Origin of the sequence: Pseudomonas sp. D1-36 (assembly GCF_051132205.1) — a bacterium.
Classification (GTDB): domain Bacteria; phylum Pseudomonadota; class Gammaproteobacteria; order Pseudomonadales; family Pseudomonadaceae; genus Aquipseudomonas.
Genome location: NZ_CP071674.1, coordinates 3,402,004 through 3,416,166, shown reverse-complemented (window position 1 = coordinate 3,416,166; position 14,163 = coordinate 3,402,004). Strand labels below are relative to the sequence as shown.

13 protein-coding genes are annotated in these 14,163 nt (G+C 62.3%); 3 read left to right on the top strand and 10 right to left on the bottom strand.

Annotated features, from left to right (window positions below):
- Positions 1–172: 172 nt before the first annotated feature.
- Positions 173–967, bottom strand: a complete 795-nt coding sequence (locus J3P76_RS15115) for a helix-turn-helix domain-containing protein (protein WP_434675010.1) — start codon at positions 965–967, stop codon at positions 173–175.
- A gap of 110 nt (positions 968–1,077) precedes the next feature.
- Between J3P76_RS15115 and J3P76_RS15110 the strand changes: the two genes are divergently transcribed.
- Complete coding sequence (locus tag J3P76_RS15110) at positions 1,078–2,007, top strand: DMT family transporter (protein WP_434700925.1); 930 nt, start codon at positions 1,078–1,080, stop codon at positions 2,005–2,007.
- Between the two features lie 88 nt (positions 2,008–2,095).
- On the opposite strand, the gene J3P76_RS15105 is transcribed toward J3P76_RS15110, so the two are convergent.
- From J3P76_RS15105 to J3P76_RS15085, 5 genes are all read right to left on the bottom strand, one after another.
- The gene (locus J3P76_RS15105) at positions 2,096–3,115 is read right to left on the bottom strand and encodes a branched-chain amino acid aminotransferase (RefSeq protein ID WP_434700923.1); all 1,020 of its coding nucleotides are present in this window, start codon (positions 3,113–3,115) and stop codon (positions 2,096–2,098) included.
- A gap of 280 nt (positions 3,116–3,395) precedes the next feature.
- Positions 3,396–4,778 (bottom strand): dihydrolipoyl dehydrogenase, encoded by a 1,383-nt coding sequence (gene lpdA, locus J3P76_RS15100; protein ID WP_434610882.1) that lies wholly within the window; start codon positions 4,776–4,778, stop codon positions 3,396–3,398.
- 3 nt (positions 4,779–4,781) lie between these two features.
- Complete coding sequence (locus J3P76_RS15095; protein WP_434650711.1) at positions 4,782–6,059, bottom strand: dihydrolipoamide acetyltransferase family protein; 1,278 nt, start codon at positions 6,057–6,059, stop codon at positions 4,782–4,784.
- Positions 6,060–7,118, bottom strand: a complete 1,059-nt coding sequence (locus J3P76_RS15090; protein ID WP_305500321.1) for an alpha-ketoacid dehydrogenase subunit beta — start codon at positions 7,116–7,118, stop codon at positions 6,060–6,062.
- 1 nt (position 7,119) lies between these two features.
- A complete protein-coding gene (locus J3P76_RS15085; RefSeq protein WP_434610886.1) occupies positions 7,120–8,355 on the bottom strand; it encodes a 3-methyl-2-oxobutanoate dehydrogenase (2-methylpropanoyl-transferring) subunit alpha in 1,236 nt (411 codons plus the stop codon).
- A gap of 194 nt (positions 8,356–8,549) precedes the next feature.
- On the opposite strand from J3P76_RS15085, the gene bkdR reads away from it, so the two are divergent.
- The gene (gene bkdR, locus J3P76_RS15080) at positions 8,550–9,038 is read left to right on the top strand and encodes a Bkd operon transcriptional regulator BkdR (RefSeq protein WP_420764468.1); all 489 of its coding nucleotides are present in this window, start codon (positions 8,550–8,552) and stop codon (positions 9,036–9,038) included.
- A 257-nt stretch (positions 9,039–9,295) separates the two neighbouring features.
- Here bkdR and J3P76_RS15075 read toward each other — a convergent pair whose 3' ends face one another.
- Entirely contained in the window at positions 9,296–10,159 is an 864-nt protein-coding gene (locus J3P76_RS15075) for an MBL fold metallo-hydrolase (protein WP_434700921.1), read from the bottom strand.
- 138 nt (positions 10,160–10,297) lie between these two features.
- On the opposite strand from J3P76_RS15075, the gene J3P76_RS15070 reads away from it, so the two are divergent.
- On the top strand, positions 10,298–11,098 hold the full coding sequence (locus J3P76_RS15070; protein ID WP_434650717.1) for a sulfite exporter TauE/SafE family protein: 801 nt from the start codon (positions 10,298–10,300) through the stop codon (positions 11,096–11,098).
- A gap of 153 nt (positions 11,099–11,251) precedes the next feature.
- On the opposite strand, the gene J3P76_RS15065 is transcribed toward J3P76_RS15070, so the two are convergent.
- The 3 genes from J3P76_RS15065 to J3P76_RS15055 all read right to left on the bottom strand — a co-directional run bounded on the left by J3P76_RS15065 (position 11,252) and on the right by J3P76_RS15055 (position 14,128).
- Complete coding sequence (locus J3P76_RS15065; RefSeq protein WP_434700919.1) at positions 11,252–12,121, bottom strand: aldose 1-epimerase; 870 nt, start codon at positions 12,119–12,121, stop codon at positions 11,252–11,254.
- Positions 12,122–12,320: 199 nt separating this feature from the next.
- Entirely contained in the window at positions 12,321–13,601 is a 1,281-nt protein-coding gene (locus tag J3P76_RS15060; RefSeq protein ID WP_420764464.1) for a TRAP transporter large permease, read from the bottom strand.
- On the bottom strand, positions 13,601–14,128 hold the full coding sequence (locus J3P76_RS15055) for a TRAP transporter small permease (protein ID WP_420764463.1): 528 nt from the start codon (positions 14,126–14,128) through the stop codon (positions 13,601–13,603). The genes J3P76_RS15060 and J3P76_RS15055 overlap by 1 nt, the downstream gene beginning before the upstream one ends.
- Between the last annotated feature and the right edge of the window lie 35 nt (positions 14,129–14,163).

The window sequence follows — 14,163 nt, the reverse complement described above, 5'->3', positions numbered from 1 at the left end:
TGTGGGAGCGGGCTCGCCCGCGATGACGGCGGCGCATTCAATCCTTGTGCAAGCTGACCCACCGCCATCGCGAGCAGGCTCGCTCCCACAGTGGTTTTGCGCTGAGCACAACACTCAAGACCACCCGAGATTTCCTGTGGGAGCGAGCCTGCTCGCGATGGCGGCCGCTCATTCATGCAGTCATATGGCGGCGCCGATATTCATCCGGCGTGGTGCCCGTCATTTTGCGGAACATGCTGATGAACGCCGAGGCGCTGCTGTAGCCCAGGTCCAGGCCAATGGTTTCCACGCTCTGACCACGTTCGAGCAGGGCCAGGGCCTCGATGACTTTCAGGCGCTGGCGCCATTCCACCAAGGACATGCCCAGGTCCCGCTGGGCCCGGCGCATCAGTGTGCGCTCGGTGGTGTTGGCGGCGCGAGCCAGTTGCGGCAAGGAGCGCGGGTCACTGGGATTGGCTTCCAAGGCCCGCAACACCGGACCCAGCAGCGGATCATCCGAGGAGGGCAGGTAACTGCCGACGTGGGGCGCCTGCGTCAGCTTGTCCACCAGCACTTGCAACAAGCGCTGCTGTTCGGGCGTCTGTGGCTGGCTCGGCGGGTCGCTGCGCAGTTCTTCCAGCAACGCGCGGATCAGCGGGCTCAGGGTCAGCGCGCAGGGGACGGCTGGCAGCGCACCGCACAGCTCGGCCGCCAGGTACAACGAGCAATGGCAGGCTTCATGCCGATTGAATCCCACATGTTCCATGTCCGGCGGCAGCCAGATGCCGTATTGCGGGGGCGCCAGGTAATGGTGCTGGGCGATTTCGATTTCCATCACGCCACTGTAGGAATAGACGAACTCTCCCCAGGCATGCCGGTGCCGGGGATACGTGGCGTGGGCCGGCATGCAGGCGCTGCGGAAGAAAATCGCCGAGGGTAGCGCCGCGTCGAACGGAGGAATCTTCAGGTGTTGGGCTGGTGGCTGCATATCGACCGCAATGGCGGATTACCGGGATGGCTTGTCGGGTAATCACTATATCCAGCAAAGCTGTCAGGCCGACAATCCTTTCATCTCTTTTCTGCCCGAGGACCTTTTCCATGAACACCCGCCGTGCCCTGGATGGCCAGGTCATCGCCCTGATGACCGGCCTCTGTGCCATCTGGGGTTTCCAGCAAGTCGCGATCAAGGCCGGCGCCGCCGACATGGCGCCGATGTTGCAACTGGGGGTGCGCTCGGCCATCGCCGCGGTACTGGTCTGGCTGTTGGTGCTGGCGCGCGGTGAACGCCTGTCCCTGACCGACGGCAGTTGGCGCCCGGGCCTGCTGGTGGGGTTGTTGTTCGCCCTGGAGTTCGTGATGGTGGGTGAGGGCCTGCGCCACACGACGGCTTCGCACATGGTGATTTTCCTCTACACCGCACCGATGTTCGCCGCCCTCGGTTTGCACTGGAAGTTGCCAAGCGAGCGTCTCAAACCGGCGCAGTGGCTAGGTATCGCCGTTGCCTTCGGCGGCATTGTGGTGGCCTTCAGCGGCGGTTCGGGCGCGGCGAACGGCAGTTCATTGCTCGGCGATGGCATGGGCTTGCTGGCCGGCGCGCTGTGGGGCGCGACCACCGTGACGGTACGCTGTTCGCGGCTGACGGACCTGCCGGCCAGCCAGACGCTGCTGTACCAGTTGGTGGGCGCCGGGGTGCTGCTGATCGGCATGTCGGCAGCGCTGGGGCAAACGACAATCAACCCCACGCCATCTCTTATTGCGAGCATGGCGTTCCAGGTGTTGCTGGTGTCCTTCGCCAGCTTCCTGATCTGGTTTTCCCTGCTACGCCGGTATCTGGCGTCGCAATTGGGGGTGCTGTCGTTCATGACGCCTCTGTTCGGCATCGGGTTTGGCGTCTGGTTGCTGGATGAGCCGCTGGAGCCGAATTTTATCGTTGGCGCTGCGCTGGTTTTGAGTGGGATCTTGCTGGTAAGCGGTTACGGTTGGTTTCGCCAGCGTTGGGGGCGATCGCCGGTATTGCGGCAAGAGTAACTGAACGCAGATGCATAAAAGCCCACCCTTGCTATGACAGAGGTGGGCTTTTTTACTGAAAAAATTCAGCTGCCCAGAGGGGCTTGGATCAAACCTTGATGATCCAACCCGCGGGCGCTTCCACGTCGCCGGTCTGCACGCCGGTCAGCTCTTTGTAGAGCTTCTGAGTGATCGGGCCGACTTCGGTTTCGCTGTGGAACACGTGCAGCTTGTCCTTGTAGCTGATGCCGCCAATCGGCGTGATCACCGCAGCGGTACCGCAGGCGCCGGCTTCCTTGAAATCCGACAGCTTGTCGATGAACACGTCGCCTTCGATCACTTCCAGGCCCAGGCGCGATTTCGCCAGTTCGATCAGCGACAGGCGGGTGATGCCCGGCAGGACCGAAGGGGAGTTGGGGGTGATGAATTTGTTGTCGTGGGTAATGCCAAAAAAGTTGGCCGAGCCGACTTCTTCGATTTTCGAATGGGTCAGCGGATCCAGATAGATGCAGTCGGCGAAGCTGGCCTTCTTGGCCTGGGAACCGGGCATCAGGCTCGCGGCGTAGTTGCCACCGACCTTGGCCGCGCCGGTGCCCTGTGGGGCGGCACGGTCGAAGCTGGAGATCAGGAAGTTGTGCGGGGTCAGGCCGCCCTTGAAGTAGGCGCCGACCGGGATGCAGAAGATCGAGAAGATGAACTCGGGCGCGGTGCGCACGCCGATGTTGTCACCCACGCCGATCACGAACGGGCGCAGGTACAGCGCGCCGCCAGTGCCGTACGGCGGGATGAAGCGCTCGTTGGCGCGGACCACTTGCTTGCAGGCTTCTACGAACTGCTCGGTGTCGACATGCGGCATCAGCAGGCGGGCGCAGCTGCGCTGCATGCGGGCGGCGTTCTGGTCCGGACGGAACAGGTTGATCGAACCGTCCTTGCAGCGATAGGCCTTCAAGCCTTCGAAGCATTGCTGACCGTAGTGCAGGGCGGTGGAGCCCTCGCTGATGTGCAGCACGTTGTCGTCGGTCAGGGTGCCCGCGTCCCAGGCGCCATCGCGCCAATGCGACAGGTAGCGCTTGTCGGTCTTGATGTAGTCAAAGCCCAGTTTGTCCCAATTGATGCTCTCGTTACCCATGACACCCTCTATTTCCTGACAACCGTCGAAACGGTTCAAGCTTCTGACGTTTTTGAATGGGGACAACAATACTTCATTCCGGGGGTGTTTCGCAGCTTGCTCGATGAGGAGCAGGAGATATTTCCAGCCGACTCCCCCGTGGCGAGGGAGCTTGCTCCCGCTCGGCTGCGAAGCAGTCGTAACCCGTTAGACGCGGTGTGACTGAATAAACCCGTCGCCAGATTCAGGGCCGCTTCGCGGCCCAGCGGGAGCAAGCTCCCTCGCCACGGGATAACTGCCTTTAACAATGCAACGCATGCCCCAACGCCCGCAACGCCGCTTCCTGCACCGCTTCGCCCAGCGTCGGATGGGCGTGGATAGTGCCGGCGATATCTTCCAGGCGCGCGCCCATTTCCAGGGACTGGCCGAACGCGGTGGACAGCTCCGACACCCCCACGCCAACCGCTTGCCAGCCGACGATCAAGTGATTGTCCCGGCGCGCCACGACGCGCACGAAACCGCTTTTCGATTCCAAGGTCATCGCCCGGCCGTTGGCGGCAAAGGGGAAGCTCGACACGATGCAATCGAGCCCGGCAGCCTTGGCCTCGTCCGGCGTCTTGCCTACTACGACCACTTCCGGATCGGTGAAGCACACCGCCGCGATGGCGGTCGGGTTGAACTCGCGATGCTCACCGGCGATCAGCTCGGCGACCATCTCGCCCTGAGCCATGGCCCGGTGGGCGAGCATCGGTTCGCCGCTCAGGTCGCCGATGGCCCAGACGTTGCGCATGCTGGTCTGGCAATGGTTGTCGATCTTCACCGCCGAGCCGTTCATCGCCAGGTCCAGGGCTTCAAGGTTCCAGCCTTGGGTGTTGGGTTTGCGTCCAACCGCCACCAGCACCCGGTCAGTGTCCAGGTTTAACGTGTCGCCGTTGGGATCACGCACCTGCAAAGTGCTGCCCTGGGCATCGAAACCTTCGACGCTGTGCTTGAGGTACAGCTTCACGCCCAGCTGCTTGAGCGCCTCGTGTACCGGTTGGGTCAGTTCGCCGTCGTAGGCCGGCAGGATCCGCTCCTGGGCCTCGACCACGCTGACTTGCGCGCCGAGCTTGCGATAGGCGATGCCCAGCTCCAGGCCGATATAACCACCGCCGACCACTACCAGGTGCTTGGGCACCGAGGTGGGGGCGAGGGCTTCAGTGGACGAGATGATCGGCCCTCCAATCGGCAGCATGGGCAGTTCTACGCTTTTCGAGCCGGTAGCCAGCAGCAGGTGCTCGCACTGGATGCGCGTGTCGCCGACCTCAACGGTCTTGCCGTCGATGACCCTGGCCCAGCCGTGGATGACCTGGACCTTGTTCTTCTTCAGCAACGCGGCGACACCAGTGGTCAGGCGGTCGACAATGCCGTCCTTCCATTCCACGCTCTTGCCGATGTCAAGGGTTGGCGCCGACACTGTGATACCCAAGGCCGAGCCCTGGCTGTGGTGGTGAGTCTGGTGAAACTGCTCGGCCACATGGATCAATGCCTTGGACGGGATACAGCCGATGTTCAGGCAGGTACCGCCCAACGCCTGGCCTTCCACCAGGATCGTTTCAATGCCCAGCTGGCCGGCGCGAATCGCCGCCACGTAGCCGCCGGGACCGCCGCCGATGATCAATAGCTTGGTGTTCAAAGTCTGCATCGCCTACTCCACAAACAGGGTGGCAGGTTGTTCGAGCAAGCCGCGCAGGGCCTGGATGAATTGCGCCGCGTCCATGCCGTCGACCACCCGGTGATCGAAGGAACTGGAGAGGTTCATCATCTTGCGGACCACGATCTGCCCCTTGATCACCACAGGCCGCTCGACGATCTTGTTCACGCCGACGATCGCCACTTCCGGCAGGTTCAGCACCGGTGTGCTGACGATGCCGCCGAGCGCGCCGAGGCTGGTCAGGGTGATGGTCGAGCCGGACAGCTCATCGCGACCGGCCTTGCCATTGCGGGCGGCCGTGGCCAGGCGCGAGATCTCCGCCGCGCTGTCCCACAGGCTGCGGGCTTCGGCGTGACGCACCACGGGCACCATCAGGCCGACATCGCTCTGGGTCGCAACGCCGACATGCACTGCGCCGCAGCGATGGATGACCTGGGCTTCGTCGTCATAACGGGCGTTCATCTGCGGGAAGTCTCGCAGGGCCACGACCAACGCGCGAACGAGGAAGGGGAGCAAGGTCAGCTTGCCGCGACTGGCGCCGTGTTTTTCGTTCAGGTGAACCCGCAGCTCTTCCAGCGCGGTGACGTCGATTTCCTCGACGTAGCTGAAATGGGCGGCGCGTTGAGTTGCTTCCTGCATGCGCTGGGCAATCTTGCGGCGCATGCCGATCACCGGGATCTGCTGCTCGTCATGGCGTTCGGCGTAACCCGAACCGCCCTTGGCCTGGGTCGACGGCCCCTGGGCCAGATAGGCTTCCAGGTCTTCATGCAAAATACGCCCGGCAGGGCCGCTGCCCTGGACCAGGCGCAGCTGGATACCGAGGTCCAATGCGTGCTTGCGCACGGCCGGCGAGGCCAGTGGACGCTCGTCGGGGTCACGTGCCACGGGGGCTTGCGGGATGCAGCGGGGTGCGGCGGTTTTTGCCATCACCGGTTCAGGCGTTGCCACTGGCGCTGGCTTCGGTGCTTGCGCAGCAGCAGCCGCAACCGGAGCCGGAGCCGGTTGCGAGGACTCCTTCAGGTTGCCCGCACCTTCCACTTCAATGCGGATCAGCTCGCTGCCCACCGCCATGACTTCACCCGGCTCGCCACCCAGGGCGATGACCCGGCCATGCACTGGCGAGGGGATATCCACCATCGCTTTGTCGGTCATGACGTCGGCCAGTACCTGGTCCTCGACGACCATGTCGCCCACCTTGACGTGCCACACCGACAACTCAACTTCCGCGATGCCTTCGCCGATGTCCGGCATCTTGATAACGTGCGTGCCCATTCAGACCTCCATGACCCGTTTCAACGCCGCGCCCACACGGGACGGCCCAGGGAAATACGCCCACTCCTGCGCATGCGGGTAGGGGGTGTCCCAACCGGTGACACGCTCGATGGGCGCTTCCAGGTGGTGGAAGCAGTGTTCCTGCACCAGCGAGACCAGCTCGGCGCCGAAACCGCAGGTGCGGGTGGCTTCGTGGACAACCACGCAACGGCCGGTTTTCTTCACCGATTTGACAATGGTGTCCAGGTCCAGCGGCCAGAGGCTGCGCAGGTCGATGACTTCCGCGTCGATGCCGGTCTCTTCGGCCGCCACTTGGGAGACATAGACCGTGGTGCCGTAGGTGAGCACCGTGACGTCCTTGCCCGGACGGGTGATGGCGGCGACGTCCAGTGGCACGGTGTAGTAACCGTCCGGCACTTGCGCCTGCGGATGCTTGGACCATGGCGTTACAGGGCGGTCATGGTGGCCGTCGAACGGGCCGTTATACAGGCGCTTGGGTTCGAGGAAGATCACCGGGTCATCGTTCTCGATGGAGGCGATCAGCAGACCCTTGGCGTCGTAGGGGTTGGACGGCATGACGGTGCGCAGGCCACAGACCTGGGTGAACATCGCCTCGATGCTCTGGCTGTGGGTCTGGCCGCCATAGATCCCGCCGCCGCAGGGCATGCGCAGGGTCATCGGCGCGGTGAACTCGCCGGCCGAGCGATAGCGCAGGCGCGCCGCTTCGGAAATGATCTGGTCCGACGCCGGGTAGACGTAGTCGGCGAACTGGATCTCGGCCACCGGCCGCAGCCCGTAGGCGCCCATGCCCACCGCCACGCCGACGATGCCGCTTTCGGAAATCGGTGCGTCGAACACCCGTGAAGTGCCGTACTTGTTCTGCAGGCCTTCGGTGCAGCGGAACACGCCACCGAAATAGCCCACGTCCTGGCCGAACACCACGACGTTATCGTCGCGCTCAAGCATCACGTCCATGGCCGAGCGCAGAGCCTGGATCATGGTCATGGTGGTAGTGGTCATGGCGGTGTCCAACGCAATATTGTTGTTGTGATCGTTCATGTCAGATCCCCAACTGCTGACGCTGGCGCTTCAAGTGCTCCGGCATCTCTTTGTAGACGTCTTCGAACATGGTCGCGGCGCTTGGAATCTGCCCGCCGGCGAGGGTGCCGTACTGCTCGGCTTCTTTCTGCGCGGCGATCACCTCGGCTTCGAGTTCGGCGGTGACCGCCGCGTGCTCTTCTTCGGACCACTGGCCGATCTTCACCATGTGCTGCTTGAGGCGGGCGATCGGATCGCCCAGCGGGAAATGGCTCCAGTCATCGGCGGGGCGGTATTTGGAAGGATCGTCGGAAGTGGAGTGCGGGCCGGCGCGGTAGGTGACCCATTCGATCAGCGCCGGGCCGAGGTTGCGGCGGGCGCGTTCGGCGGCCCAGCGCGAAGCGGCGTAGACCGCCATGAAATCGTTGCCATCGACGCGAAGGGAGGCGATGCCGCAGCCGACGCCGCGCCCGGCGAAGGTGGTGGCTTCACCGCCGGCAATGGCCTGGAAGGTGGAAATCGCCCACTGGTTGTTGACCACGTTGAGAATCACCGGGGCGCGGTAGACGTGGGCGAAGGTCAGGGCGGTGTGGAAGTCCGATTCGGCGGTGGCGCCGTCACCGATCCAGGCCGAGGCGATCTTGGTATCGCCCTTGATCGCCGAAGCCATGCCCCAGCCCACGCCCTGGATGAATTGCGTGGCGAGGTTACCGGAAATGGTGAAGAAGCCGGCGTCCTTGACCGAATACATGATCGGCAATTGCCGGCCTTTGAGCGGGTCGCGCTCGTTGGACAGCAGTTGGCAGATCAGGTCCACCAGCGGCACTTCCCGGGCCATCAGGATGCTTTGCTGGCGGTAGGTGGGGAAGCACATGTCGTCAATGTTCAATGCCAAGGCCTGGGCGCTGCCGATGGCTTCTTCGCCAAGGCTTTGCATGTAGAACGACATTTTTTTCTGACGCTGGGCGACGACCATGCGGTTGTCGTAGATGCGCGTCTTGAGCATGGCCCGCATGCCCTTGCGCAGGATCTCGACGGGGATGTCCGCGGCCCACTCGCCCAAGGCATTGCCCTGGTCATCGAGCACGCGGATCAGGCTGCGGGCCAGGTCAGCGGTGTCGGCGGGTTCGACGTCGATGGGAGGTTTGCGCACCGTGCCGGCATCGGACAGATGCAGATAGGAAAAGTCGGTCTTGCAGCCGGGACGGCCCGAGGGTTCTGGGACGTGCAGGCGTAGCGGTTCGTACGCTGGGTTCATGGCTTTCTACGCTCGATCTTGTGAATTTCTTGTAGTGGGCGCGCTAGCTGACGAATTTCCCTGGGTAGGTGGGAAATTGTCCTACAACAATCATAGGCTCGACGAAGAAGAATATTTTTCTCTGTTGCCTTGCTGTTCAGATCATTTGCAGATAAAAAATCTGCACAACGATAAAAAACAGGAAATTTTGCCTCATGCGCAAATTGGATCGCACCGATATCGGCATTCTGAACAGCCTTCAGGACAACGCCCGGATCACCAACGCCGATCTCGCTCGCTCGGTCAATCTGTCACCGACGCCATGCTTCAACCGCGTCCGAGCCATGGAAGAGCTGGGGGTGATCCGCGAGCAGGTCACGCTGCTGGACGCCGACTTGCTGGGGTTGCACGTCAACGTGTTTATCCATGTCAGCCTGGAGAAGCAGGTGGAAGAGGCGTTGCAGCACTTCGAGGAAGCGATCTCCGACCGGCCGGAGGTCATGGAGTGCTACCTGATGGCCGGCGATCCTGATTACCTGATCCGTGTGTTGGTGCCGACCATTCAGTCGCTGGAGCGGTTCATGATGGACTTTTTGACCAAGGTCCCGGGCGTGGCGAACATCCGCTCGAGCTTTGCGCTCAAGCAGGTGCGCTACAAGACTGCGTTGCCGTTGCCGGCCAATGGGTTGACCTTGGGTACCTGAAAATCAAAGGATCGCAGTCTTCGGCAGCTCCTACAGGGGAGTTGTGGGTTTCTGACGGCTCATTGTTGCCTGACCCACCGCCATCGCGAGCAAGCTCGCTCCCACATCGGATTGTACTGTTGGTCGAGTTCTGCGATCACCGCTGAACCCTGTGGGAGCGAGCCTGCTCGCGATGGCGTCGGCATATTCAGCTCTGATGTAAGCAGACCCACCGCTATCGCGAGCAGGCTCGCTCCCACATTGGATAGGTGGCGACCTTAGAGCTGGTTGATCGGAATCTTCAGGTAGGTCACGCCATTGCCCTCGGCCGGCGGCAGGTGGCCGGCTCGCACATTCACCTGGATCGCCGGCAACAGCAACGTCGGCATGCCTAATGTCTTGTCGCGCTGGGTACGCATGGCCACGAACGCGGCTTCATCAATCCCATCGCGGACATGAATATTGTGCTGGCGTTGTTCACCCACGGTACTTACCCACTGGGGCTCGCGTTCCTCCGGTGGATAGTCATGACACACATACAGCCGCACGCCCGCCGGGAAGGCCAACAGCTTGCGGATCGAGGCGTAAAGCTGACGGGCATTGCCGCCCGGGAAGTCGCAACGGGCGGTGCCCACGTCGGGCATGAACAGCGTGTCGCCCACCAGGATCACGTCGCCATCGATCAGGTAGGCCATGTCCGCCGGGGTGTGGCCAGGCACGTGCAGGGCGGTGGCCTTGAGATTGCCGATCAGGAAGGACTCGTCGGCCGCGAACAGGTGGTCGAACTGCGAACCGTCGACGGCGAAGTGTGGTTCCAAGTTGAACAGGGCCTTGAACACGTCCTGCACCTGGCCGATGGATTCGCCGATGGCAATCTTGCCGCCCAGTTCCCGGCGCAGATAAGGCGCGGCGGACAGGTGATCAGCATGGGCATGGGTTTCCAACAGCCATTGCACCGTCAATTGATGTTCGCGCACATAAGCGATCACTCGATCAGCCTGTGCGGTACCGCTGCGGCCCGATGCCGGATCGTAGTCGAGCACCGGGTCGACCACCGCGCATTGCCCGCCGTCGTGTTCGTAAACCACATAGGTGTAGGTCTTTGAAGCGGGATCGAGGAAGCTTTGGATCTGCGCGGGCATGGCAGCGGACCTGTGCAAGAAGAAGCGGTTGCAATGCGCAAGATTTACGACATATGGTCCGCAGCTTAAGTGAGGGCCACCGCGTCCTGCAAATGCGATCACGCCTGACAACAGACGTGCGCGGCTTGAGAGACCCCTATGTTACTGGCAAGTTTTTTCGGTGTGGTGATGGGCCTGGTTCTTGGCCTGACGGGGGCGGGCGGAGGTATCCTGGCCGTCCCGGCCCTGGTGTTGGGCCTGGGCTGGAGCATGACCCAGGCCGCGCCGGTGGCACTGTTCGCGGTGGGCAGCGCGGCGGCGGTGGGCGCCATCGATGGCTTGCGCCATGGCCTGGTGCGTTACCGCGCGGCGCTGTTAATCGCCTTGCTGGGCGCTGTGTTCTCGCCAGTGGGCATTTACTTCGCCCACCAGCTTTCGGAAAAAATCCTGATGGTCCTGTTCAGCCTACTGATGGTGCTGGTGGCGGCGCGCATGCTGCGCCGGGAAACCTCGCAGCCGGGCCCCAGCGATCACGGCGCGGCCAGCTGGGGCCAAAAGAATTGCATGCTCGATCGCCAGACCGGGCGGCTGGCCTGGACACCGCGCTGCACCGCCACGCTGTCGGCATTGGGCGCGGTCACGGGAATGGTCTCAGGTTTGCTGGGCGTGGGCGGCGGTTTCTTGATCGTGCCGGCATTCAAGCAACTTACCGACGTGCAGATGCGCGGTATCGTCGCCACATCCTTGATGGTCATCAGCCTGGTTTCGTTGATTGGCGTGGTCGGCGCGTTTCATGCCGGTGTGAGCATCGACCGGGTTGGGGCGGCGTTCATTGGGGCGAGTATCGTCGGGATGATCCTGGGGCGACGGTTCTGCGCGAAGGTGCCGGCGCGGGCGTTGCAGGTGGGGTTTGCCGGGGTTTGCCTGGGGGTGGCGGTGTTCATGCTGGTGCGGGCGTAGCGATCTGGTCAGGGGGCTTTTGTGGCGAGGGAGCTTGCTCCCGCTGGACCGGTCCGACGTCTCGGGCGCAGCAGGCCCATACGGTCTTGAGCCAGGGCGTCTGCTTCGCAGCCGAGCGGGAGCAAGCTCCCTCGCCACGGGGATTGGCGCGCCTTACAACTCTCGGCACTGCATCGAAAACCCCAACGCCACCGATTGCCCTTGCTCCAGCAAACGCAGCCCCGGCCGTCCTGGCAGGTGATGGGCATTGACCGGGTGACTTACCGGTTCGATGCAGAAAAAATCCAGCCCCACGGGGCAGTACAGCAGGAAGTAATCGCTGCCGCTGGCGCGGCATTCCAGTTCATAACCCAGGTCTGGTTGCTGGATCAGGCACTGGCCATCCCAACCACCGAAGCCGTTGTCGACGAGGGTATCCGGCAGTAACCGTGCGTGTTGGAAATCCCACTCCGAGGGAACATCCTTCAGTTCCGTTGGCAGTTTCGTGGCGTCGCACATCCAGACTTCGCTGGCGCGGGTTTGCAGGCGTGTATCGGCTGTGCGCGGGAAATACGGATGCAAACCCAACCCGTGCCAGGCGGCCTGTTCGGCCATGTGGGTGACGTGCAGCGCCATCTGCAATTGGCCGCCACTGAGGCGGATCCGCAAGCTGGCGCAATAGGCAAACGGGGTTTGGCAGTCGAGTTGCAACAAAACTTCCCCGGCACTCTGTTCGGCGACTTGCCAAGGCTGCTGCCAGGCACTGCCATGGATCGGAAATGGATCGTTGGGGCTGTTGGCTTCCAGGGCGAGCCAGCCGCCGGGGCAATCGAAACCGCCATGGGCGATTCGGTTCGACCACGGGATCAACGGGAAGCAGCCGAGCTTGCCTGGCAGGCCATTTTCCAGCGCTTGTGGCGCGGGTGGGCGTAGGAGGGGAGCGCCGGTGCTGCGCAAGGTCCATTCAACGAGGCTGGCGCCCAGGTGTGGGGCCAGGGTGAGGCGGGTCAGTTCGTCTTCGAGGTGGAGGAGTGGTGGTGTCATGGCGGCGTCTGATGGGTTGGCAAAGCTGGAGGGGAATACGCCCAAGTGTGGCGAGGGGATTTATCCCCGCTGGGCTGCGAAGCAGCCCTAAAGGCTTCAATCTCGGTGTATCAGACAAATCGAGATGGCTGGTTTTGGGGCCGCTGCGCAGCCCAGCGGGGATAAATCCCCTCGCCACAAGGGGACCTATTGTTTTCTGTTACAACACCAAATGTGGCAACCACAGCGAAATGGCGGGCACGTACGTCACCAGCAGCAGAACCAGGAACAGCATGCCGTAGAATGGCAGCAGGGCCTTGACGGTGCTTTCGATGCTGACCTTGCCGATGGCGGAGCCGACGAACAGCACCGCGCCCACCGGCGGCGTGATCAGGCCGATACCCAGGTTCACCAGCATGATCATGCCGAACTGCACCGGGTCCACGCCGATGCCGACGATGACTGGCATCAGGATTGGCGTGAGGATCAGGATCAGCGGTGCCATGTCCATCACGGTGCCCAACAGCAGCAACATCACGTTGATGCACATCAGGATCACGTAGCGGTTATCCGACAGCGTCAGGAACGCGGTGGTGATCTTCGCCGGGATTTCCATCAGCGTCATGATGTAGCCGAAGCTGGCGGCGAAGCCGATCAGGATCATCACAATGGAAATGGTGCGCACCGTACGGTGCATCAGTTTCGGTAACTCGCTCCACTTGTAGTCGCGATAGATGCACATGGTCACGAAGAACGCCCACACCACGGCGATGGCGGCCGATTCAGTGGCAGTGAACACACCCGAGAGAATGCCGCCCAGGATGATGAACAACGTCATCATGCCCCACATGGCTTCCTTGCAAATCTTCAGCGCTTCTTTGAGCGGAATAACCTCGCCCTTGGGGTAATTGCGCTTTTTCGCGAAGACCAGGCACAGCGCCATCAGGCAGAGGTTCATCATGATGCCGGGGACGATGCCGGCCATGAACAGCGAACCAATGGAGACGGTGCCGCCAGCGGCGAGAGAGTACAGCACTGCGTTGTGGCTTGGCGGTGTCAGCAGCGCTTGTACCGAACCACTGACGGTGACGGCGGTGGCGTAATCACGTGGATAGCCCCTGCGTGTCATTTCCGGGATCAGTACCGAACCGACCGAGGCGGTGTCAGCCACCGAGGAACCCGAGATCGCGCCAAAGAAACTCGAGGCCACGAGGTTGACCAGGGACAGGCCACCACGGACGAAACCTACGAGCACGCTGGCGAAGGCCACTAGCCGGCGAGACATGCCGCCCTCGGCCATGATCGCGCCGGCCAGGACGAAGAACGGAATGGCCAGCAGCGAGAATTTGTTCACGCCGCCCGTTATCTGAATCATCATGGCCTGGAACGGAATGTCGATCCACCATGCCCCAATCAGGGCGGCGGCGCCCAGCGCGTAGGCGACCGGCATGCCGATCAGGATCAATACCAAAAAACTGCCCAGCAGAATCAGAGCGTCCATTAAGCGGCACCTTCGTTTTCTTCTACCAGGTCGAACTGCACGACCCGACGCTGGCTTTGATCACCCAGCAAGAGTTTTTCCAAGACAAAAATCAGGGTCAGGAACCCACCGATCGGGATCGGCATGTAAGTGATGCCGACTCGCAGGGTAGGGATGGCGCTCATGAACTGGTTCCAAGTGGTCATGCACAGCTTGGCACCCCAGATGGTCATGAAAATGCACACCGCTGCCATCATCAACTGGGTGAACACCGAAGCCACGTTTTGCCAGTGCTGGGGCAGGCGGCTGGTGACCATGTCCACAGCCATGTGCGACCCGGAGCGGTAGCTGGCGGCGGCGCCGATGAAGGTGAAGACGATCATCAGCAAGATCGCGGTGGGCTCCGGCCAGCTTGAGCCGGTGCCAAGGACGTAGCGGGCGAACACGCCCCAAGGGATCATCAGCGCAACGGCAAGGACAGAGAGGCCGGCCACCCAGATGCAAGTCATGTAAATCTTGTCGTTGATACGCAGCAGCAAATTCTTCATCGGGTTCCACCGTTACCGGGCGCGCCTTCTAACCG

Coding starts and splice junctions, on each gene's coding strand:
- J3P76_RS15115 (WP_434675010.1), bottom strand. CDS start 967: ATGCAGCCACCAGCCCAACACCTGAAGATTCCTCCGTTCGACGCGGCG.
- J3P76_RS15110 (WP_434700925.1), top strand. CDS start 1,078: ATGAACACCCGCCGTGCCCTGGATGGCCAGGTCATCGCCCTGATGACC.
- J3P76_RS15105 (WP_434700923.1), bottom strand. CDS start 3,115: ATGGGTAACGAGAGCATCAATTGGGACAAACTGGGCTTTGACTACATC.
- lpdA (WP_434610882.1), bottom strand. CDS start 4,778: ATGCAGACTTTGAACACCAAGCTATTGATCATCGGCGGCGGTCCCGGC.
- J3P76_RS15095 (WP_434650711.1), bottom strand. CDS start 6,059: ATGGGCACGCACGTTATCAAGATGCCGGACATCGGCGAAGGCATCGCG.
- J3P76_RS15090 (WP_305500321.1), bottom strand. CDS start 7,118: ATGAACGATCACAACAACAATATTGCGTTGGACACCGCCATGACCACT.
- J3P76_RS15085 (WP_434610886.1), bottom strand. CDS start 8,355: ATGAACCCAGCGTACGAACCGCTACGCCTGCACGTCCCAGAACCCTCG.
- bkdR (WP_420764468.1), top strand. CDS start 8,550: ATGCGCAAATTGGATCGCACCGATATCGGCATTCTGAACAGCCTTCAG.
- J3P76_RS15075 (WP_434700921.1), bottom strand. CDS start 10,159: ATGCCCGCGCAGATCCAAAGCTTCCTCGATCCCGCTTCAAAGACCTAC.
- J3P76_RS15070 (WP_434650717.1), top strand. CDS start 10,298: ATGTTACTGGCAAGTTTTTTCGGTGTGGTGATGGGCCTGGTTCTTGGC.
- J3P76_RS15065 (WP_434700919.1), bottom strand. CDS start 12,121: ATGACACCACCACTCCTCCACCTCGAAGACGAACTGACCCGCCTCACC.
- J3P76_RS15060 (WP_420764464.1), bottom strand. CDS start 13,601: ATGGACGCTCTGATTCTGCTGGGCAGTTTTTTGGTATTGATCCTGATC.
- J3P76_RS15055 (WP_420764463.1), bottom strand. CDS start 14,128: ATGAAGAATTTGCTGCTGCGTATCAACGACAAGATTTACATGACTTGC.